The 20,811-nt window shown below is 70.9% G+C and carries 19 protein-coding genes; 10 read left to right on the top strand and 9 right to left on the bottom strand.

From position 1 onward, the window contains the following. Window positions 1-31: 31 nt before the first annotated feature. From ITJ50_RS16295 to ITJ50_RS16285, 3 genes are all read left to right on the top strand, one after another. Window positions 32-2,425, top strand: coding sequence for an ATP-binding cassette domain-containing protein (locus ITJ50_RS16295; protein WP_194590936.1), 2,394 nt, complete (start codon window positions 32-34; stop codon window positions 2,423-2,425). Window positions 2,426-2,548: 123 nt separating this feature from the next. Beyond that, window positions 2,549-2,833 (top strand): DUF4190 domain-containing protein, encoded by a 285-nt coding sequence (locus tag ITJ50_RS16290; protein WP_194590935.1) that lies wholly within the window; start codon window positions 2,549-2,551, stop codon window positions 2,831-2,833. A gap of 106 nt (window positions 2,834-2,939) precedes the next feature. Then, window positions 2,940-3,095 carry a hypothetical protein gene (locus ITJ50_RS16285; RefSeq protein WP_017887322.1) on the top strand — a complete coding sequence of 52 codons (156 nt, stop codon included), beginning with the start codon at window positions 2,940-2,942 and terminating at the stop codon, window positions 3,093-3,095. Between the two features lie 157 nt (window positions 3,096-3,252). On the opposite strand, the gene ITJ50_RS16280 is transcribed toward ITJ50_RS16285, so the two are convergent. The 3 genes from ITJ50_RS16280 to ITJ50_RS16270 form a co-directional block, all read right to left on the bottom strand. Further along, a complete protein-coding gene (locus ITJ50_RS16280) occupies window positions 3,253-3,837 on the bottom strand; it encodes a hypothetical protein (protein WP_194590934.1) in 585 nt (194 codons plus the stop codon). 56 nt (window positions 3,838-3,893) lie between these two features. Continuing rightward, window positions 3,894-4,925 carry an alcohol dehydrogenase catalytic domain-containing protein gene (locus ITJ50_RS16275; RefSeq protein WP_140448058.1) on the bottom strand — a complete coding sequence of 344 codons (1,032 nt, stop codon included), beginning with the start codon at window positions 4,923-4,925 and terminating at the stop codon, window positions 3,894-3,896. Between the two features lie 91 nt (window positions 4,926-5,016). Next, window positions 5,017-8,463, bottom strand: a complete 3,447-nt coding sequence (locus ITJ50_RS16270; RefSeq protein WP_194590933.1) for an SdrD B-like domain-containing protein — start codon at window positions 8,461-8,463, stop codon at window positions 5,017-5,019. A gap of 184 nt (window positions 8,464-8,647) precedes the next feature. Between ITJ50_RS16270 and ITJ50_RS16265 the strand changes: the two genes are divergently transcribed. Then, window positions 8,648-9,088, top strand: a complete 441-nt coding sequence (locus ITJ50_RS16265) for a GNAT family N-acetyltransferase (protein ID WP_017887325.1) — start codon at window positions 8,648-8,650, stop codon at window positions 9,086-9,088. 13 nt (window positions 9,089-9,101) lie between these two features. On the opposite strand, the gene ITJ50_RS16260 is transcribed toward ITJ50_RS16265, so the two are convergent. Further along, window positions 9,102-9,782 (bottom strand): SDR family NAD(P)-dependent oxidoreductase, encoded by a 681-nt coding sequence (locus ITJ50_RS16260; protein ID WP_056068666.1) that lies wholly within the window; start codon window positions 9,780-9,782, stop codon window positions 9,102-9,104. Between the two features lie 102 nt (window positions 9,783-9,884). On the opposite strand from ITJ50_RS16260, the gene ITJ50_RS16255 reads away from it, so the two are divergent. After that, window positions 9,885-10,718 carry a helix-turn-helix transcriptional regulator gene (locus ITJ50_RS16255; protein ID WP_194590932.1) on the top strand — a complete coding sequence of 278 codons (834 nt, stop codon included), beginning with the start codon at window positions 9,885-9,887 and terminating at the stop codon, window positions 10,716-10,718. Here ITJ50_RS16255 and ITJ50_RS16250 read toward each other — a convergent pair. After that, entirely contained in the window at window positions 10,705-11,925 is a 1,221-nt protein-coding gene (locus ITJ50_RS16250) for a beta-ketoacyl-[acyl-carrier-protein] synthase family protein (protein WP_194590931.1), read from the bottom strand. The two genes, ITJ50_RS16255 and ITJ50_RS16250, sit on opposite strands and share 14 nt — an antisense overlap. A 54-nt stretch (window positions 11,926-11,979) precedes the next feature. Between ITJ50_RS16250 and ITJ50_RS16245 the strand changes: the two genes are divergently transcribed. Next, entirely contained in the window at window positions 11,980-12,558 is a 579-nt protein-coding gene (locus tag ITJ50_RS16245; protein ID WP_042537217.1) for a TetR/AcrR family transcriptional regulator C-terminal domain-containing protein, read from the top strand. Between the two features lie 42 nt (window positions 12,559-12,600). Here the strand turns inward: ITJ50_RS16245 and dhaM are convergent, their stop codons facing one another. The 3 genes from dhaM to dhaK form a co-directional block, all read right to left on the bottom strand. Then, on the bottom strand, window positions 12,601-13,335 hold the full coding sequence (dhaM, locus tag ITJ50_RS16240; protein WP_017887330.1) for a dihydroxyacetone kinase phosphoryl donor subunit DhaM: 735 nt from the start codon (window positions 13,333-13,335) through the stop codon (window positions 12,601-12,603). Beyond that, window positions 13,332-13,958 carry a dihydroxyacetone kinase subunit DhaL gene (dhaL, locus tag ITJ50_RS16235; protein ID WP_017887331.1) on the bottom strand — a complete coding sequence of 209 codons (627 nt, stop codon included), beginning with the start codon at window positions 13,956-13,958 and terminating at the stop codon, window positions 13,332-13,334. Before dhaL ends, dhaM begins: the two co-directional genes overlap by 4 nt. Before the next feature lie 111 nt (window positions 13,959-14,069). Further along, window positions 14,070-15,071 carry a dihydroxyacetone kinase subunit DhaK gene (gene dhaK, locus ITJ50_RS16230; protein ID WP_071251603.1) on the bottom strand — a complete coding sequence of 334 codons (1,002 nt, stop codon included), beginning with the start codon at window positions 15,069-15,071 and terminating at the stop codon, window positions 14,070-14,072. A 315-nt stretch (window positions 15,072-15,386) separates the two neighbouring features. Here dhaK and ITJ50_RS16225 point away from each other — a divergent pair, with 315 nt between their 5' ends. Together ITJ50_RS16225 and glpK are read left to right on the top strand one after the other, a co-directional pair. Then, window positions 15,387-16,112 carry an MIP/aquaporin family protein gene (locus ITJ50_RS16225; protein WP_017887333.1) on the top strand — a complete coding sequence of 242 codons (726 nt, stop codon included), beginning with the start codon at window positions 15,387-15,389 and terminating at the stop codon, window positions 16,110-16,112. 83 nt (window positions 16,113-16,195) lie between these two features. Next, window positions 16,196-17,707: a glycerol kinase GlpK gene (glpK, locus tag ITJ50_RS16220; RefSeq protein ID WP_017887334.1), complete on the top strand. Its 1,512-nt coding sequence runs from the start codon at window positions 16,196-16,198 to the stop codon at window positions 17,705-17,707. Between the two features lie 507 nt (window positions 17,708-18,214). Here glpK and trpD read toward each other — a convergent pair. Next, entirely contained in the window at window positions 18,215-19,270 is a 1,056-nt protein-coding gene (gene trpD / locus ITJ50_RS16215; RefSeq protein ID WP_031259819.1) for an anthranilate phosphoribosyltransferase, read from the bottom strand. A gap of 70 nt (window positions 19,271-19,340) precedes the next feature. On the opposite strand from trpD, the gene ITJ50_RS16210 reads away from it, so the two are divergent. Next, window positions 19,341-19,979: a cytochrome c oxidase subunit 3 gene (locus ITJ50_RS16210; protein ID WP_031259820.1), complete on the top strand. Its 639-nt coding sequence runs from the start codon at window positions 19,341-19,343 to the stop codon at window positions 19,977-19,979. Window positions 19,980-20,000: 21 nt separating this feature from the next. Next, window positions 20,001-20,810, top strand: a complete 810-nt coding sequence (locus tag ITJ50_RS16205; protein WP_042537210.1) for a cytochrome c — start codon at window positions 20,001-20,003, stop codon at window positions 20,808-20,810. Window position 20,811 lies beyond the last annotated feature (1 nt).

Genomic DNA, 20,811 nt, shown 5'->3' with positions numbered 1-20,811 from the left:
CCACGGGCCTCCCGTCGGTACGCTGACCCGCATGCACACCGATCCGGTCGACGACGACCCCACCGGCGCCGACGCGCACCCTGCCGACCGGCACGGCCGGATCCGGGTGCGCGGTGCCCGCGCGAACAACCTGCGCGACGTCGACGTGGACCTGCCGAAGCGCCGGCTCACGGTGTTCACCGGGGTCTCCGGCTCGGGCAAGAGCTCGCTCGTGTTCGGCACCGTCGCCGCCGAGTCGCAGCGGATGATCAATGAGACCTACAGCGCGTTCGTGCAGGGGTTCATGCCCTCGCTCGCGCGTCCAGACGTCGACCTGCTCGACGGTCTGACCACCGCGATCGTCGTCGACCAGGAGCGCATCGGCGCCGACCCGCGCTCCACCGTCGGCACCGCCACGGACGCGAACGCGATGCTGCGCGTGCTGTTCAGCCGACTCGGTCAGCCGCACATCGGGGGGCCGAACGCGTTCTCGTTCAACCTCGCCACCGTGACGGCCGGGGGAGTGATCACGGTGCAGAAGGGTGCGGACGCGAAGGCCCAGAAGGTCTCGTTCACGCGGCTCGGCGGCATGTGCGCCGACTGCGAGGGCCGGGGGCTGGTGAACGACATCGACCTGACGCAGCTGTTCGACGACACGAAGTCGCTCGGGGACGGCGCGCTGACGATCCCCGGGTACGGGACCGACGGGTGGAACGTGCGGCTGTACGCCGAGTCGGGCTACTTCGACCGGGACACCCCGATCCGCGACTTCACCGAGCAGGAGCGGCAGGACTTCCTGTACCGCGAGCCGACGAAGCAGAAGATCGCCGGCATCAACATGACCTACGAGGGGCTCGTGCACCGGGTCCGCCGATCGTTCCTGCAGAAGGACCGCGAGGCGATGCAGCCGCACATCCGGGCCTTCGTCGACCGCGCCGTGACCTTCACGACGTGTCCGGCCTGCGACGGGACCCGGTTGAACGACACCGCCCGCTCGTCGAAGATCGCGGGCCGCAGCATCGCCGACGTCTGCGCGATGCAGATCACCGACGCCGTCGCCTGGCTGCGGGGCCTGGACGACCCGGGGGTCGGGCCGTTGCTCGAGGGACTCCGTGACCTGCTCGAGTCCTTCGTCGAGATCGGACTCGGCTACCTGTCGCTCGACCGCCCGACCGGCACGTTGTCCGGGGGAGAGGGGCAGCGCGTGAAGATGGTGAAGCACCTCGGCTCCTCGCTCAGCGACGTCACGTACGTGTTCGACGAGCCGAGCACGGGGCTGCACCCGCACGACATCGAGCGGATGAACGAGCTGCTCGTCCGGCTGCGCGACAAGGGCAACACCGTCCTGGTCGTCGAGCACAAGCCCGAGGTTATCGCGATCGCCGACCACGTCGTCGACCTCGGGCCCGGTGCCGGTTCCGGCGGTGGGACGCTCTGCTACCAGGGGTCCGTCGACGGGCTGCGTGCCAGCGGGACCGTGACCGGTCAGCACCTGGACGACCGCGTGACCGTGAAGTCCGAGGTCCGTCGTCCGGACGGGGCGATCGCGATCCGCGGCGCGTCGGCCCACAACCTGCACGACGTCGACGTGGACGTCCCCACCGGGGTGCTCACCGTCGTGACGGGGGTCGCCGGCTCGGGCAAGAGCACGCTCATCCACGGGTCGCTGGCCCGGCGCAACGACGTGGTCGCCATCGACCAGAGCGGCATCCGGGGCTCACGGCGGAGCAACCCGGCGACGTACACCGGCCTGCTCGAGCCGATCCGGAAGGCCTTCGCGAAGGCCAACGGCGTCAAGCCCGCACTGTTCAGCGCCAACTCGGAGGGCGCCTGCCCGGCGTGCAACGGTGCCGGTGTCGTGTACACCGACCTCGGTATGATGGCGGGCGTCGCGAGCCCCTGCGTCGAGTGCGACGGCAAGCGGTTCGACCAGTCCGTGCTCGGGTACAACCTGGGCGGGAAGGACATCGGCGAGGTGCTCGGCATGTCCGTCGCCGACGCGTTGGCGTTCTTCGCGGCGGGGGAGTCCGCACTGCCGGCCGCCCACACGATCCTCGCCCGGCTCGCCGACGTGGGGCTCGGCTACCTGACGATCGGCCAGCCGCTCACCACGTTGTCCGGGGGAGAGCGGCAGCGGCTCAAGCTCGCGACGCACCTCGGTGACCGGGGCGGCGTGGTGGTGCTCGACGAGCCGACCGCGGGCCTGCACCTGGCCGACGTCGAGCAGTTGCTCGGCCTGCTCGACCGGCTCGTCGACGCCGGGCGGACGGTCGTCGTGATCGAGCACCACCAGGCCGTGATGGCGCACGCCGACTGGATCATCGACCTCGGGCCGGGCGCCGGGCACGACGGTGGACGGATCGTGTTCGAGGGGACGCCCGCTGAACTCGTGGCGGCGCGGTCGACCCTGACCGGCCAGCACTTGGCTGTGTACGTCGGAGCCTGAGCCGGGGGACAGGCTCGGACGGCGAATCTGGGCGCCAGCCGTGTGTGAGGACTACCGTTCTGACTGACGCTCACGATCGGCTACCCGGCCTGGATCGGCGTCCTGACCAGAAGGAGCTCCACCATGACCAACCCCGGCAACGCACCCGCGACCAACAGCGGCAACGGAATCGCCGTCGGTTCGCTCGTCCTCGGCATCGTCGGCGTCGTCTTCTCGTTCCTCTTCGTGTGGGTCGGACTCATCGCCAGCATCATCGGCCTGGTCCTGGGCTTCGTCGCCCGTCGTCGCAACGCCGGTACCCGAGGCATGGTGCTCGCCGGCATCATCCTGAGTGTCATCGGCCTCGTGCTCTCGATCATCTTCATCATCGTCGCTCTGACGATCGTCGTTCCCGCGATGAACAACTGAGGCTGATCGCCGCATGACAGCGGGCGCGTGGCGGAGTCGCCACGCGCCCGCTGTCGATCTCCGGCGCCGCGTACGTGTCCAGGAACCCGGGCGTACCGTCCGGCGCATGAGCTACAGCCAGCCTGACCCAGCCGAAGAGACCACCCAGAGCGAGTCGCCGGAGCAGCCCGACACCGACCAGGGGAACCTGGAGGAACAGGGCGGCGAGCCGGCGGCGCTCGAGATCGACGCCGACGACGTCCCGACGAAGCCCGCCGACTGACGCCGTCGTCATCCAGTGAGCAGAAGAGGTCGAGTCCGGAGAACGGACCCGACCTTTTCTGCTCACTCAGCGCCGATCGGGTGTCCATGTGCGCGCCGATAATGCATATTATGTCAACTCAGGTGGACCGGACTCCAGAACGCCCCGCCTCCACCGGTCACAGTTCCCGACAGACGGATGCGGCAAGGACCAGCATGTTGACCTTCGCATCCGGGTCGTCACCGGCGTAGCTGACGTACACGTTCGGCGAGGTCCGGCCTCCTGAGAACCGCACCTGGGTCCACGTGCTCCGGCCCCGGTCGTCGCCACGGCGGCTGATGTCGTACCGCGTCCAAACCCGCTCGGCGTTGTCGAGCACTGTCCGTGGCGTCACTGCAGACGTGCTCGACAGGTTCACTTCCCGGCGGATCCCAGCATCACCGGTGGTGAAGCCGAGGACGTCGGTGTTCGAGCAGACGGAGTCGCCGGTCAGTTCCCCGAACGGCGCAGGCCGGGACTCCCCCTCGTCGTAGTAGTCCTTCCACTGCGACAAGCCACCGTTCGCCTCCATGAACGCGTTCACGACAGCGACGGTCCGTTCGTCCTGCTGGGTGGCGACGGCATCGGACGCGATGTACGGCCGGTGGCCTTGGCAGGCGGCAACGATGAGCACGAACACCGTCATGAAGACCGTACCGATCACCAGGTTCTTCACGGTCCGTCGACGACGAGCGGCGCGTCCCTCGAGCGTGTCGTCTTCCATGGCGCCCCTTCCCCCGCGGTTCAGCATGCCAGACAGGACGCGGGGCCGGCGCACCGTCAGAACGTCGCGACGGTCATCCCCGGAGAAGTGGCTGGCCGGTCCATCGCGACGAGCGCCTCGGGCAGGTCGTCGAAGCCGATGGTGCGGCCGATCGTCTCCTCCGGCCGGAGCCGCCCACTGACGACGGCGTCGAGCATCGCGCCGTACTCCCCGACCGCTGCGCCGTGACTGCCGAGCAGTTCGAGCTCGTCGGCGATGACCCGTCCCATCGGGATCGCCGGCGTTGCTTCGTCGTCGAGCAGCAGCCCGACCTGCACGTGTCGGCCGCGCGGACGCAGGGATGCAACCGCCGCGACCGAGGTGGCACGGCTGCCGTAGGCGTCGATCGACAGGTGCGCTCCCCCGGCGGTGCGGGAGCGAACCGTGGTCACCGCACCGGCGTCCATCAGCACCGTGTCGGCACCCAGTGCTGCGGCCCGTTCGAGCGCCGCCGCGGAGACGTCCACGGCGAGCACGTGCGCGCCGGCGGCCACGGCGACCATGATCGCCGACAGCCCGACTCCCCCGCAGCCGTAGACCACGACCCACTCCCCTGCGCTCACCCGCCCGCGGGCGTGCAGGGCGTGGAACGCGGTGCCGAAGCGGCAGCCCAGTGCCGCTGCCACCGTGAACTCCACGGCATCGGGCAGGGCGACGAGGTTCAGATCGGCGTGCGGGACCACCAGTGACTCCGCGTAGGACCCCTGCAGGTCGAAGCCGGGCTGCTGCTGGGCGGTGCACACCTGGGTCGCGCCGTCGAGGCACTCGGCGCAGGTGCCGCAGGCGAACACGAACGGGGCCGTGACCCGGTCGCCGACGGCGAAGCGCTGCACGTCGGTGCCGATCGACGCGACGACGCCGGCGAACTCGTGGCCGGGCACGTGCGGCAGCCGGACCGAGTCGTCGTGGCCCTTCCACGCGTGCCAGTCACTTCGGCAGACACCGGTGGCAGCCACCCGCACGACGACACCGTGGTCCGGGGCGACGGGCTCCGGCAGGTCGACGATCGAGGGGACGGAACCGAACTGGGCGTACTGGACGGCGCGCATGCCGCCATCCTGACAGACGGCGTCGAAGGACGACGGAGCCCCGACCCCGGAGGTCAGGACTCCGCCGCATCGTCGTGCTGCCGGTGACGGATCAGCGCTGTCGCCGCTGGTTCCGGTTCGTTCCGAGCATCGCGGCCCCGAGCGCCAGCAGCAGGAGTGCGACGCCGAGGACGAGCGGCGTCCCCGACGTGCCGGTGAAGGCGAGCCCCTGGACGCCCCCGCGCGCTCCGGGCGACGGCGCCACAGTCGGAACGGCCGTCGATCCGGACCCGCCCCCGGGCCCGGAGCCGGGGCCCGTGCCGGCGCCGGGAACCGTTCCGGGGTCGGGCCCGGGTTCCGGTTCGGGATCCGACGGCGAGTCACCGAGCAGCAGCCCGGCATCGACGGTGCGGTCGCGGGTGATCGATTCCTTCGCGCCTTCGTCGGAGCGTTCCCACGCGATCGAGACCGCGGGCGTCTCGCCGTCCTGGCCGGCGTCCGAGTCGATGGTGCCGTCGGTGCCGACGCGCTCCTTCGTGAACCGACGGCCGTCCGGAGCCGTGAAGGCCACGACGTAGTCCCCCGGGCGGAGTCCGTCGAAGGAGTACTCCCCATCGGGTCCGGACCTGGTCGCGCGTGCGACGTCGGTTCCGCGGTCGTCGACGCCGGACAGTCGGATCGGCACGCCGTCGATGCCCGGTTCGTCGGAACCCTGGAGGCCGTCGTCGTTGCTGTCCGTCCACACCCGGTCCCCGATGCTGCCGGCGACCACCCGCACGGTGGCACGGTTCGACAGCGCGGCGAGTTCGAGGTTCGAGGCGCGGAGCCCGAAGCGGTTCGTGTAGGTGTCGCCGTCCCGCTCCCCGTGGGTCCGCAGCACGACGTGGTGTCGGACCGTCTGTCCCGGCGCGACACCGCCGGTCCGTTCGATCCGCACGGCGGTGACGTCGGCGAGTTCCGCGGATCCGCACGCGGGGTCGCCGAGGTCTGCCGCCGCGCACCAGAGCGTGCTGCCGCCCGGCTGGTTGGACGCTGCCGTGCCGTCGAGCGAGATCGAGGCCGGATCGCTCGTGGTGTAGCGTACGGTCTCACCGGCGCCGGGCGCGACGTCGACGCGGTCGGCCAGCGAGACGGTCCCGTGGAAGGCGGAGCCCTGCGGGTCGCTGCGGTGCGGCAGGACGTCGATGACGTCGAGCCCGCTGATGCTCCGGGCGTCGCGGTTCGTGTAGAGCAGGTCCCACTCGAGCTGGTCCCCCGTCGCGACGACCGGTTCGGTCGCCACCTTCTCCACGCCGACACCGACCGCGGCGACGACCTGCACCGCTCGTTGGGTGTCGCGGCGGAACGCTTCCGAGCGGTCCGTCGGCGAGGCGATGGTCGCGTAGTTCTGCACCGGTCCGGCAGGCGCGAGACTCGACACCTGCAGCTCGTAGGTGATCGGCGGGATCCTCGTGTTCGGCTGCAGGCCGTCGAGCGTCCACGTGAGGCGCTGGCGGAGGTTGCCGGCGTTGTCCGTGATCGTGTCGAGCTCGGCCGGCCTGGACGCACTCTCGGGGATGTAGTCGGTGTGCATCGGCAGCACGTCGCGGACCGTCACGGTGGTCGCTTGCCCACCGGAGTGGCCGTTGGTGAGTGTCGGGTAGAGGGCGTACTCGAGGGTGCTCCCGGACCCGACGAAGCTCGTCTTGTCCGGTGTGTCCTCCGCGGTCGTGCCCGGGTCGACGATCTTCTTCCTGATGCGTGCCAGGTTCTCCGTGATCACGACGCTGTCGGCCATCGCTCCGGCACCGTTCTCCGGCCGGGCCGTGTCGTGGGTCCAGACGTCGGTGTGTTCGCCGAGCAGGGCGTGTCCGAAGTCGTACGCGCGGGTCCCCGAGGGTGCGTCGGCCACTGCGACGTACGTGTGCAGCACCGCTCTCGCCCCACCGTCGACGTCGCCGAGCGCGCGCACGGCGCCGACCGCGGCGCGACCGCCCGGAACCTCGTCCGGGCTGGCGAACCACGGTCCGTCGTCATCGCCGCACGTGTGGCCCTGCCCGGCCGCGGGGTTCGTCATGTCGTAGGCCGCGTACTCGATGCGCGGCCTGCTCAACCCGCTGGTCCACGCCGTCGCGCCCGGGGTGCCCCCGCGGGTGAGGCGCTGGGTCCCGCGATCGAAGGTGTCGCAGAGGATCGTGCCGGTCCAGCGGCTGTACCCGTCGTTGAGGACGGTGACGTCGCTCCGCAGGACCTGCCCCTGCGTCACCCACGGATCGCCCGCGCGGGCGGAACCCTCGACGGTGGTCCCGGCGCTGTCGATCACGCGCCAGAGTCGCTTGCCGGCGGTGCCGGACCCGACACCCACCAGGTTGCGCGACGTGCTGTTGTCGGCGAGGGGCTCCTCGCCGCCGGGGTAGTTCTGTGCGCCACTCGCCGACGTGGTCTGCAGGGCCGAGTACCGGTTGGTCGACAGGACCGAGCCCGGCGGGTAGGGCAGCCAGAGGCTCAGGTAGCCCGAGACGAAGTACGCCCTGGTGCCACCCGTGACCGGGCCGCCGCTGAGCGACTGGGTGGGGATGCGGTCCGGGTCGGTGACGGTGTCCGTGATCGTCACGTCGACGTCCGCGCCGGGCGAGGACTGCGTGCAGACGATGGTCCCCGAGTCGACCACGCTGCGCGGCCCGCCACCCCGTCCGCCCGGCAGGCCGTCGAAGCGCCAGGCGTTCGTTGCGTTCACGCCGCAGGCAGGCGCGGTCCCGTTCCACAGCACGGCGGTCGACGGCAGGTCGCCGAGGATCTCGGACACGTCGTCGGTGAAGGTCATCGGGCCGGCGCTCGCTTCGAACCCGAGCAGGCCCTGTCCGGCGACGACGGGCTCCCAGTTCACCGCGATCGGGTAGACGAGACGCAGGCCTCGCTCGCCGTCGGGACCGACGACGTCAGGGGTGAGCGAGGAACCGACGACGTCCTTGCTCAGGTTGTAGCGCGCGGCTGCCGAGACCGTCACGGTCGGCGCGACTGCCGTCACGACGCCGTTGTCCGCGTTGTCCGCCGTGGCTTCGACCGTGACCTCGATCTCGTCGCCGTGCCGCATGGTGCCGGAGACGTCGAGCACGACGGGGACCTCGACGAGGTTGCCCTCGGTCAGGTCACCGACCGAGCAGGTGAGTCGCTGCCCGTCGATGCGCGACGCGGCCCCGGTGCACGGCTTCGGCAGCCCCGCCCAGGTCGTGCCGGCCGGAGCGGTCACGACGAACCGTTGGTTGACGCTGTCGCCGTCGTTCACGCTCATCTCGACGCTGTACGTGATCGCGTCGAGTGTCCGCACGATGCCGTTCGTTCCGCTCGAGTCGCCCCCGGGCCGGTCGTCCGGGGTGAACGGGCCGTTGCCGTCCTTGGCGACCTTCGCAGCGAGACCGACCGTCCCTGCCGGACGGACGGTCGACGTCGCAGGGTCCGTCGTGGCCGTGCCCACCGCTCCCCCGGCCGGGGTCGCGCCCGCGGGGGCGGCGGCGGTGAGCGGGAGCGTCAGCGACAACGCCGTGGCGACGACAGCTCGGATCGGGATGCGTGTTCGCATGGGACTCCTCGTGCGGGCGGGTGCAGGGTGCACCCACTGCCCAGGAGTGTAGGAATCCATCTGGAATGCTGCAATGAATATTTCGTATTCGCTCTGACGCTTCCGCCTCGGTCGGCATCGAGGCCCGGTCCACCGGATCCCGATCGGACGTCGCCCCCGGCCGCGTCTCCGGTTGACTGGGACGATGACGGATCTGCGCTTCTCCACCGACCCCGCCGACCTCGACGTGGACCGCGTGCACCGCTGGCTCAGCGAGGAGTCGTACTGGGCGCGCGGGCGCGACCGGGCGACCCAGGACGCGATCATCGCCGGTTCCCGGAACTTCGGCGTCTACGACGCGGTGACCGGCGAGCAGCTCGGCTACGCGCGGGTGGTCACCGACGGTGTCACGTTCGGCTGGCTCTCGGACGTCTTCGTCGCCCCAGGGGCCCGGGGTCGGGGTGTCGGGGTCGCCCTGGTGCGCGGGGTGACCGAGGCGGTCGAGGCCCTCGGACTGAAGCGCTTCGCCCTGTTCACCGCGGACGCCCACGGCCTGTACGAGCGGTTCGGGTTCCGGCCGCTGCCCGATCCGGAGGGGTGGATGATGCGGCCCGGCCCGGGCTTCGGCGACGACGTGCACGACTGACGGAGCGCCGCCCTCAGTACTCGATGCGTCCCTCGCGGTTGTGGAACTCCCCCGTCGGCCCCTCGGTGCCGATCGTCGCGAGCGCGACCGTGGCGTCGGTGCCCTCGGTGATCGTCTGGTGCCCGCCGAACCCGTTGAACGCCGTCGCGGTGTAGCCCGGGTCGCTCGCGTTCACCCGGAACCCGGGCAGGTTCTTCGCGTACTGCACGGTCAACGCGATCACGGCTGCCTTCGACGCCGCGTACGGCACGGCCGGCACGCCGTACTCGTCGTGCCCGGGCGTGGTGAGCCAGCGTGGGAAGCCGACCCCCGACGCGACGTTCACGATGACGGGTGCTGCCGAGCGTCGCAGCAGGGGCAGCGCGGCCTGGGTCACCCGGACGATGCCGGTGACATTGGTGTCGAGGACGGTCGCCATCGCGTCCGCGTCGAGGTCGTCGACCCCGAACGAGTCGCCGAGGATCCCGGCGTTGTTCACCAGCACGTCCAAGGACGGGATCGTGGCGATCGCCGCGTCGATGCTGGGCTGGTCGGTCACGTCCAGCTGCACGACGTGGGCGCCGAGCGCCCGGGCGTCGTCGCCGCTGGCCGGGTCGCGCATGCCGGCGTGGACGGTGTGGCCGGCTTCGATCAGTCGGCGTGCGGTCTCGAGTCCGAGGCTGCGGTTGGCCCCGGTGATCAGTGTCGTCGTCATGTGCCCAGCCTGCCCCCGCCGGCCCGGCTCCCCCAGGCACGGTGCGACGGTGGGACCGGCAGTACCAGGACGGACTGGAGGCGCGGGGCGATGATGGTGGACATGAGCGAGTTCGCGAACGTGTTGCGTTCCTGGCGTGACCGGGTGCGTCCCGAGGCGGTCGGCCTGCCGGCCGGCCCCGGCAGACGGACCCCGGGCCTCCGCCGCGAGGAAATCGCCGCCCTGGCGGGCGTGAGCGTGGACTACGTCGTCCGCCTCGAGCAAGGCCGGGCGACGAACCCGTCGCCGCAGCTGCTCGCGTCGCTCGCGACGGCGCTCCGGCTGTCGTCCGAGGAGCGGGACCACCTGTGCCGGGTGGCCGGCGTCGCCCCGCCGTCCCGTCAGGTGGTGCCGCGGCACGTCACGCCCGGCGTGCAGCGTCTGGTGGACCGACTCGGCGACGTGCCGCTCGCGGTGTTCACGGCGACGCACGACATCGTGCTCTGGAACGACCTGTGGGCCGCGGTGAACGGCGATCCGACGCGGCACGTCGGCCTCGACCGCAACCTGGTCTGGCGGCACTTCACCAAGGCGCGCGACGGGGTGGACTGGGACGAGGAGCACCAGGAGGAGTTCTCGAGTGACCTCGCCGCCGATCTGCGGCAGGCGTACGGGCGCTACCCCGGTGACCGTGACCTGGCAGCACTCGTCGACCGGCTGCTGCGGGAGTCGCCGGAGTTCGCCCGCCGGTGGGAGACCGGCCGGATCGCCGAGCACCGTGCGAGCCGCAAGGTCGTGCACACGCCGGTCGGTCCGGTGGAGATCGACTGCGACGTGCTGACCGTGCCGGGTGGCGACCTGCGCATCGTCGTCTACACGGTCGTACCGGGCTCCGAGTCGGCCGCGAAGCTCGACCTGCTCCGGGTCACCGGCCTGCAGGAGCTCACGCCGCAGTGAACACCAGCGACGCGTTCTGACCGCCGAACCCGAACGAGTTGTTCAACGCCGCACCGAGCGGAGCCGTCCGCGCGGTGCCGGAGACGACGTCGAGGTCCACCGCGGGGTCGAGCTGGTCGAGGTTCAGGGTCGGCGGCACGGTCCCGGTCTCGAGTGCCCGCAGGGTCAGGACCGCCTCGACCGCCCCGGCCGCGCCGAACATGTGCCCGATCGCGCTCTTCGGTGCGGTGACCAGCGCTCCGGTGCCCACCGCACGGCTGATCGCGGTCGCCTCGCCGACGTCGCCGACCGGGGTGCCGGTCGCGTGCGCGTTCACGTGGTCGATGTCGCCCCCGGTGAGTCCCGCCATCCGGATCGCGGACCGCATGGCCCGTTCCTGCTCGCTGCCGTCGGTGCGCGGCGCGGTGATGTGGTGCGCGTCCGAGGTGATCCCCCACCCGGCGAGCGTGCCGTGCGACCGCTGCCCGCGTGCGGCGGCGTGGTCGGCACGCTCGAGCACGACGATGCCGGCGCCCTCGCCGAGGACGAAGCCGCGGCGGTCGGCGTCGAACGGCCTGGACAGGGTCGTCGGGTCGTCGCCGTCGGGCTTCGCGAGCGCCTGCGACTGCGCGAACGACGCCATGGTCACCGGGGTCACCGCGGCCTCGGTGCCGCCCGTGATGACGACGTCGGCCTCACCGGTCACGATGAGTCGCGCGGCGGTCGCGATGGCCTCGGCACCGGAGGCGCACGCCGACACCGTCGTGTATGCACCGCCCCGCGCCCCGTACGCGATGCTGATCTGCGCGGCGGCGCCGTTCGCCATGAGCATCGGCACCGTGCGCGGGGAGACCCGTCGGGCACCGGATGCTCCGAGCACGTCGTGCGCGTCGAGGAGCGTCTCCACGCCCCCGATCCCGGTGCCGATCACCACGGCGAGGCGGTCGCCCTCGACCGCGGGGGCACCCGCGTCCGTCCATGCTTCCTCCGCGGCGACGAGCGCGAGCTGCTGACTGCGGTCGAGGCGGTTCGCGCGGACCCGGCCCAGTGCCCCGTCGGCGTCGAGTGCCGCCTCGGCACCGACCCGGATCGGCACCTGTCCCCAGAGCACTCCGTCGCGGTGCAGGGAGCGGACGCCGGAGCGACCGGCCACCAGGGCGTCCCAGAGCGGTGCGACGCCGTGGCCGAAGGGTGAGACCGTGCCGTAGCCGGTGATGACGATGTCCACGGGAACTCCTCTTGTACGTTGAACAAGTTGAGTTGTACCACGTACAATTCGGACATGGCAACCACTGTGGACGGCTCCGGCACGGCACGCGGCGCGGCGACGCGGGCGAGGATCCTCGCGGCGACGGCCGGACTGCTCAGCGCGGGCGCACGCACCGTCACCGTCAGCGAGGTCGCTCGGGCCGCGGGCGTGTACCCGAACCAGATCACGCACCACTACGGCTCGAAGGACCGCCTGGTGCTCGACGCCGCGTTCGCGCTGTTCCTCCGCGACACGACTCGGCTGCAGGTGGCCGGTCGTCGCGCTCGGTCGTCGGAGTCGTTCCGCCAGGTCCTCGCCCGCACCGCCCTCGCGATGCCGTCGACACCCCTCGTGGTCCGCGCGCTGGCGGCTGCGGGTGACGACACCGCCCAGCGGGAGCGCGTCCGACTGCTGCTCGCGGTGCTGTTCCGGCAGTCCGAACGCTACCTGGAGCGCGTCGTCGCCGACCAGGGATGGACGAGCCCCGGCGGCGTCGCCCGTGACGCCCGCACGTTCTGGAGCGCCGTGTTCGGTGCCACCCTGCTCGCCGACGCCGGGGTCACCGGCGGTCCCTCGGACCTCGACCTGGCGGGCACGGTCTCGATCCGGTGACCGGGGCGCGCACCGCCGCCGGGGACTCCCCCGGCGGCGGTGTCACTCGCCGAAGCCGGACCGGACCAGTTCGACCAGGGCGTCGACCGCGGCCTGCGCGTCCTGACCGGTCGCGTCGATCGACACCGTCGCGCCCTTCGGCAGCGCCAGGGCCATGATCGCGAGCAGGCTCTTCGCGTCCACACCGTTGACGTGCACGCTCGCGTCGTACTTCGCCGCCGTCTTGACGAACTCCGCGGCGGGCCGGGCGTGCAGCCCGGTCTCGTTCACCAGCTCGACCGACGCGCTGACGCGGTCTGCGCCGGCTGCGTCGCCGACGGGACCTGCCCCGTCGGCCGGCCCCGTGCCTCCAGGCTGGTCACCGGACGGACGGGAGGCGGTGCTCGCGTCCGCCTCGGAACCCGCGGCTGACGCCGCAGCGGCCAGGACCGCGTCGGCGTCCCCGCCCGTCTGGGCGGCGACCGCCGCGGCGACCGTGCCCTCGACCAGCGGGGCCGGCGACACGTGCACCCGTGCGCGGACGTCGTCGTCGAGGAAGTCGAGCGCGGTGTCGGTCGTCAGGTAGGCGGAGCCGAGGTCGCACAGCACCACGACGCCGTCGGCCCCGGCGAGTTCCTCGATGCCGGCGGTGATCGCCTCGAACGAGGTGCCGATGCCGCCGTCGTCGGTGCCGCCCGCGGCGACGAGTGGCACGTCCGCGGCCATCTGCCGGGCGAGCTCGACGGTGCCCGTCGCGATCGCAGCGCTGTGCGAGACGACGAGGATGCCGACGGTCACGCGGCGTCCACAGCTGCGCGCAGGATGTACGCGGTCGACTGCGCACCGGGGTCTCGGTACCCGATCGCGCGGTCGCCGAGGTAGCTCGCGCGGCCCTTGTGCGCCACGAGCGGCTCGGTGTCGGCGGCCCCCTGCGCTGCGGCGTCGGCTGCGGCGGCGAGCACGGCCTCCGGGTCGGCGCCGGCGCCGGCAGCCGCTGCGGCGGCGTCGACCGCGGGGCTCCACGCGTCGACCATCGTCTTGTCGCCGACGGCGGCCTTGCCGCGGGACACCACACCGTCACGCGCGGCGGTCAGGACCGCGACCAGCGTGTCCGCGTCGAGCTCGGACGCGTCCCCTGCAGCCTGCGCGGCCTTCAGGTAGGCGGTGCCGAACAGCGGACCGGCCGCGCCGCCCACCGTCGAGATGAGCTTCGTCGCGACGGCCTTGAGGACGGCGCCCGGGGTGTCGAAGGAGCCGGCGTCGACGGATTCGAGCACGGCGCGGAAGCCTCGGTCGAGGTTCTCGCCGTGGTCACCGTCCCCGATCTCGCGGTCGAGCGTGACCAGCTCGGCACGGTGTTCGTCGATCGTCGCGGCGGTGCGACGGACCCAGTCGATGGCCCATGCGGTGTCGAGCGCCAATGCGGTTCCCTTCGTGTGTCCGGCCCGGTGGGGTCCGGTGTCGTGGTCCGGTGGTCGAGCGTCCGTTGCGGTTGCGGTTGCGGTTGCGGTTGCGGTCGCAGGCGCGGTCGCTCAGCGTCCCCAGCGCAGGGCCGGGGTCTCCACCGGGGCGTCCCAGAGGGCCGTGAGTTCGTCGTCGAGCACCGTGACGGTGAGCGAGAACCCCTGCATCTCGAGGGACGTGACGTAGTCGCCGACCAAACTACGCGTGACCCGGTAGCCGCGGTCGGAGAGCACCTCGGCGGCGCGTCGGTAGGCGATGTACAGCTCGGAGAGCGGTGTGCCGCCCATGCCGTTGACCAGCAGCAGCAGTGCCGATCCGGCCGGGGCGTCCAGGTCCGTCAGGATCGGTTCGAGCACGCGGTCGACCAGCTGGTCCGCCGGCGCCATCGCGATCCGCTCGCGGCCCGGCTCGCCGTGGATGCCGATGCCGAGCTCGACCTCGTCGTCAGCGAGTACGAAGGACGGCTCCCCCGCGTGCGGGACGGTGCCCGAGGCGAGCGCGAGCCCCATCGAGCGCGTGACGTCGTTGACGTGCCGGGCCACGGCGGCGACCGCGTCCAGATCGTCCCCGCGTTCCGCGGCGGCACCGGCGCACTTCTCCACCACGACGGTCCCGGCGACACCGCGACGACCGGCGGTGAACAGGGAGTCCTGCACGGCGACGTCGTCGTCCACCACAACGGACTCGACCCGGACGTCGTCCATCGCGGCCAGCTCTGCGGCGGTCTCGAAGTTCAGCACGTCGCCGGTGTAGTTCTTCACAATGTGCAGCACGCCGGCACCGCCGTCGACGGCCTTCGTCGCGGCGACGATCGGGTCGGGGGTCGGGCTCGTGAACACCGGACCGGGGACGGCGGCGTCGAGCATGCCGTACCCGACGAAGCCGGCGTGCAGTGGCTCGTGCCCGCTGCCACCACCGCTGACGATGCCGACCTTGCCGGCCACGGGGGCGTCGGCGCGGTGGAGGTGGATCGGGTCCTCGACCAGCACGACGTGTCCGGCGTGTGCCCGGGCGAACCCCCGGACGGTCTCCTCGACCACGGCCTGCGGGTCGTTGATGAGCTTCTTCATGCGGTGCCTCCACGGGTACGGGGTCGAGCCGTGGCGGTCACACCGCGCGTCGTCGACCGGAGTGCGCCCAATCTACATCGGCGGCACGGCCAGCCGTCCGGCGGGGATGCACGTTCGTGCAGCACACCGAGGACGCGTCACCGGCTCCGGATCGTGCTGGGGACACTCGTCCTGCACGTTCGTGCACGATCCCGCTCTCCGCTCACGAATTCACCACCCGGCCGTGAGCGTCGTCACTATGGTTGGCCTCAATCACTCAACGGGGAGTGCGGCGCACCACGGCCGGACCCCCACCTCACGCACTGGAGGTCACCGATGGACGACATCGGCGTCAAGTTCCTGTCCGAGCTCGTCGGTACGGCGATGCTCATCATCCTGGGTGGCGGCGTCGTCGCCGCCGTCTCGCTGGCGAAGTCCAAGGGCTTCGGAGCCGGCTTCCTCATGGTCACGATCGGCTGGGGCTTCGCGGTCTTCGCCGGTGCCACCGTGGCCTACAAGTCCGGTGGCCAGCTCAACCCGGCCGTCAGCCTCGCGCAGGCGATCCTCGGCAAGATCACCGTCGGCGAGATGTTCCTCTTCTGGATCGCCCAGGTGATCGGTGCGGTCATCGGTGCCGTCATCGTCTGGCTCGCGTACAAGCAGCACTTCGACGAGGAGCCCGACGCGGCCGCCAAGCTCGGTGTCTTCTCGACCGGCCCCGCGATCCGCTCGTACGGCTGGAACCTCGTCACCGAGATCATCGGCACCTTCGTCCTGGTCTTCGTCGTCCTCGCCTTCACCAACGGCGGGACCCCCACGGACCTCGGCGCCATCCCCGTCGCCTTCCTCGTGATCGCGATCGGTGTCAGCCTCGGTGGCCCCACCGGCTACGCCATCAACCCGGCCCGTGACCTCGGCCCGCGCATCGCGCACGCCTTCCTGCCCATCAAGGGCAAGGGCTCGAGCGACTGGGCCTACGCCTGGGTGCCGGTCGTCGGACCCCTGATCGGTGGCGCCCTCGCTGCCGGCCTGTCCGTCGCCCTGCTGCCCGTCGTCAGCTGACCCACCCCCACCCCGAAGGCGTGGGCGGCCGTTCCGCACGACCGACCACGCACCCGCACCGAACACACCCGTAAGGAGCACCAATGGCCGACTACATCGTCGCCATCGACCAGGGCACGACCTCGACCCGAGCAATCGTGTTCGACCACTCCGGTTCGATCATCTCGACCGGGCAGAAGGAACACGAGCAGATCTTCCCGCGCGCCGGGTGGGTCGAGCACGACCCCGCCGAGATCTGGGACAACACCCGCGAGGTGATCGGTCAGGCACTGTCGCGTGCCGACATCACGCGCCACGACGTCGCAGCCGTCGGCATCACCAACCAGCGCGAGACCGCCGTCGTCTGGGACAAGACCACCGGCAAGCCGATCTACAACGCGATCGTCTGGCAGGACACCCGCACGCAGGCCCTCGTCGACAAGCTCGCCGACGGCGACACCGACAAGTACAAGGCCATCGTCGGCCTGCCGCTCGCGACCTACTTCGCCGGCACCAAGATCATGTGGATCCTCGAGAACGTCGAGGGTGCGCGTGAGAAGGCCGAAGCGGGCGACCTGCTCTTCGGCACCACCGACACCTGGGTCCTCTGGAACCTGACCGGTGGCGTCGACGGCGGCGTGCACAAGACCGACGTCACGAACGCGTCCCGCACGCTGTTCATGGACCTCGAGACGCTGCAGTGGCGCGACGACATCCTCGCCGACTTCGGTGTGCCGAAGTCGATGCTCCCCGAGATCGTCAGCTCCTCCGAGGTCTACGGCCACGTCGAGTCCTCGAGCCTGCTGCGCGAGGTCCCGATCGCCGGCATCCTCGGCGACCAGCAGGCCGCGACCTTCGGCCAGGCCGCGTTCGACCAGGGCGAGTCGAAGAACACCTACGGCACCGGCAACTTCCTGATCTTCAACACCGGTACCGAGATCGTCCGCTCCGAGAACGGCCTGCTCACCACCGTCGGGTACAAGCTCGGCGACCAGGAGACGCACTACGCCCTCGAGGGTTCGATCGCCGTCACGGGGTCGCTCATCCAGTGGCTCCGCGACAACCTCGGCCTGATCGGCAGCGCCCCGGAGGTCGAGGCGCTGGCCAAGACCGTCGAGGACAACGGCGGCGTGTACTTCGTGCCCGCGTTCTCCGGGCTCTTCGCGCCGTACTGGCGTCCCGATGCGCGCGGCGCGATCGTCGGCCTGACCCGCTTCGTCAACAAGGGCCACATCGCGCGTGCCGCCCTCGAGGCGACGGCGCTGCAGACCCGCGAGGTGCTCGACGCGGTCAACGCCGACTCCGGCGTGGACCTGACCGAGCTCAAGGTCGACGGCGGCATGACCGCGAACAGCGAGCTCATGCAGTTCCAGGCCGACATGCTCAACGTGCCGGTCGTCCGCCCGGTCGTCGCGGAGACGACGGCGCTCGGTGCGGCCTACGCCGCCGGTCTCGCGGTCGGCTTCTGGGCCAACCTCGACGAGCTCCGTGCCAACTGGCAGGAGGACAAGCGCTGGGAGCCGCAGCTCGACGCCGCCGAGCGCGAGCGGACGCTCCGCCTGTGGAAGAAGGCCGTCACGAAGACCTTCGACTGGGTCGACGAGGACGTGCAGTAACACCGCACGCGCACGCTGACCGCGTGCACTGATCGCACCGACGGGAGGCCCGGTGCCGGTTCCAGGAACCGGCACCGGGCCTCCAGTGCGTTGCGTCTCCTGCGGGTCGGTCGCGGTCGGTCTGCCGGCACGTCGGCCCGTCGGCCCGTCGTCGGGTGGTTGCCGGTACGGCACGGTGCGGGTTTGTTCACCGGGTGCAGCGGTGACCGTCAGGTGCGCGCTCGTGGCGCAGCACCGAGCCGTCAGGCTCGCACCGGCTGGCGCACCGCGCACGGTGCGGCTCGCGCGGAAGCGGCACGGGATCGCGGACCGCGCACGGTGCGGACTGGAGGCGCGGGGTTGGCACACCACGGCCCTCCGGTCCGGCGTGGGGTCGCCGGTACGGCACGGTGCGGGTTTGTCCACCGGGTGCAGCGGTGACCGCCGGGTGCGCGCTCGTGGCGCAGCACCGAGCCGCCAGGCTCGCACCGGAGGACGCACCGCGCACGGTGCGCGGGGCGGCGTGGACTACGCGGCGGGAGCTGCGCCGACCCAATCAGCCAGTTTGCGCGCACCGGCGCCGGAGTCGATCGCCTCGGCGGCGACGACGAGCTGCTCGCGGAAGCGCTGCAGGATCGGGCGGTCGGCCTCGTTCGGGTCCTGTGCCAGTCGGAACGAGACGAGCCCGGCCGCGGCGTTCAGCAGGACGATGTCGCGGACGGGTCCGGTCTCCCCCGCCAGCAGTCGGTGGACGACGGCGGCGTTGTGCTCGGGGTCGCCACCGAGCAGGTCCTCCGTCCGGGCGCGGGCGATGCCGAGGTCCCGTGGGTCGAGGTCGTGTTCGGTCACACGGCCGCCGGTGACCTCCCAGATGTGGCTGTGCCCGGTGGTGGTCAGCTCGTCGAGTCCGTCGTCGCCTCGGAACACGAGTGCGGTCGCCCCGCGCGTCTGGAACACGCCCGTGATGATCGGCACGAGTTCGAGCTGGGCGACGCCGACGGCGTTGGCCTCGCACCGTGCGGGGTTGACGAGCGGACCGAGGAAGTTGAACACCGTCGGGACGCCGATCTCCCGCCGGACGGGGCCTGCGTGGGCGAAACCGGGGTGGAACGCGTTGGCGAAGGCGAAGGTCAGCCCGACACGCCGGAACGTGTCCGCGACACGCGCGGCGTCCATCGTGAGATCGAGTCCGAGGGCGGCGAGCACGTCGCTCGACCCGGACTTCGACGAGCTGGCCTTGTTGCCGTGCTTGACGACGGGGACCCCGGCAGCGGCGATCACGATCGCCGCCATCGTCGAGACGTTCACGGTGCCGACCACGTCGCCGCCCGTACCGACGATGTCGAGCGCCATCGGGTCGACGTCGAGCGGAACCGCGGCGTCGAGGATCGCGTCACGGAAACCGACGACCTCGTCGACGGTTTCGCCCTTCGCGCGGAGCGTCACGGCGAAGGCCGCGATCTGGGCCTGGGTGGCACGCCCGTGGACGATCTCCTCCATGGCCCATGTGGATTGCCTGATCGTCAGGTCCTCGCGCGCCATGAGCGCGCTGATCACCGCTGGCCAAGAAAGTGCGTCGGGCATGGATCGATCGTAGTGAATTCGAGAGACCCGCCAGTCTCCTGCGAAAACACTGTCGGGGGTTTCGGCCATAATGGAGGACGTGACTAGCACCTCTCTCTCCAGATCAGCCAGCGGTCCGGCCCTCAACAGGCCGAACGCCGTGGCCGTGGGGACGATCGTGTGGCTGGGCAGCGAGGTCATGTTCTTCGCCGGCCTGTTCGCGATCTACTTCACGCTCCGCAGCACGTCCCCTGAGCTCTGGGCGACCGAGACCACGAAGCTCGAGGTGCCCTTCGCCTCCGTGAACACAATCATCCTGGTGCTGTCCAGCTTCGCCTGCCAGTTCGCAGTGTTCGCCGCGGAGCGCTTCCAGGTGCACCGGACGAGCTGGAACCCGCGCCACTGGGGCATGACGGAGTGGTTCTTCGTCACCTACGCGATGGGTGCGATCTTCGTCTGCGGCCAGATCTTCGAGTACGCCAACCTCTGGCACGAGGGCGTCACGCTCTCCTCCAGCGCGTACGGCTCGGCGTTCTACATGACCACCGGGTTCCACGGCCTCCACGTGACCGGTGGCCTCATCGCCTTCCTGCTGACGCTCGGCCGCGGCTTCGCCGCCAAGAACTTCGGCCACAAGGAAGCGACCACCGCCATCGTGGTGTCGTACTACTGGCACTTCGTCGACGTCGTGTGGATCTTCCTCTTCGCCGTCATCTACCTTCTCAAGTAGGAACTGGACACCCCCCAGCACATGTTCAACAGAACCAAGTCCAAGAAGGGCCGCCGTTCACCGATGGCGACCGTGTCGCTCATCGTCGTTGGTCTCATGACCACCGGTGGCGCGTACGCACTGTTCAGCTCCACGGCGAACGCCGACGACAGCACGAGCACCCTCGCCACCTCGAGCCAGTCGCAGGTGAACGAGGGCGAGAAGCTCTTCGCGTCGAACTGCGCCACCTGCCACGGTCTCTCCGCGCAGGGCACGAGCGAGGGTCCGTCCCTCATCGGTGTCGGCGCCGCGTCGGTCGACTTCCAGGTCGGTACCGGCCGCATGCCGATGGCCGCACAGGGTCCGCAGGCAGAAGAGAAGCCCGCGCAGTTCACGGACGAGCAGGTCGACGCGCTCGCGCAGTACGTCGCTTCCCTCGGCCCCGGCCCGTCGGTCCCGTCCACCGAACTCACCAACGGTGAGGACGGCGACGCCGCCGAAGGTGCCGAGCTGTTCCGTATCAACTGCGCCATGTGCCACAACGTGGCCGGCGCCGGCGGTGCCCTGACCGAGGGCAAGTACGCCCCGAACCTCGAGACGGTCTCCGGCAAGCACATCTACGAGGCCATGCTCACCGGCCCGCAGAACATGCCGGTCTTCAACGACCTGAACCTGACGCCGGAGCAGAAGGCCGACATCATCACGTACCTCAAGTACGTGCAGGACAACAAGTCCCCCGGTGGCTTCGCACTCGGCTCCCTGGGGCCGGTCGCCGAGGGTCTGTTCATCTGGATCTTCGGACTCGGGGCGGTCGTCGCGATGACCGTCTGGCTGACCGCGAAGTCCAACTGAT

Source organism: Curtobacterium sp. VKM Ac-2889 (assembly GCF_015350855.1).
GTDB classification, from domain to species: domain Bacteria; phylum Actinomycetota; class Actinomycetes; order Actinomycetales; family Microbacteriaceae; genus Curtobacterium; species Curtobacterium poinsettiae.
The sequence above is the reverse complement of the archived record's forward strand: the minus strand, read 5'-3'. Positions and strand labels throughout refer to the sequence as shown.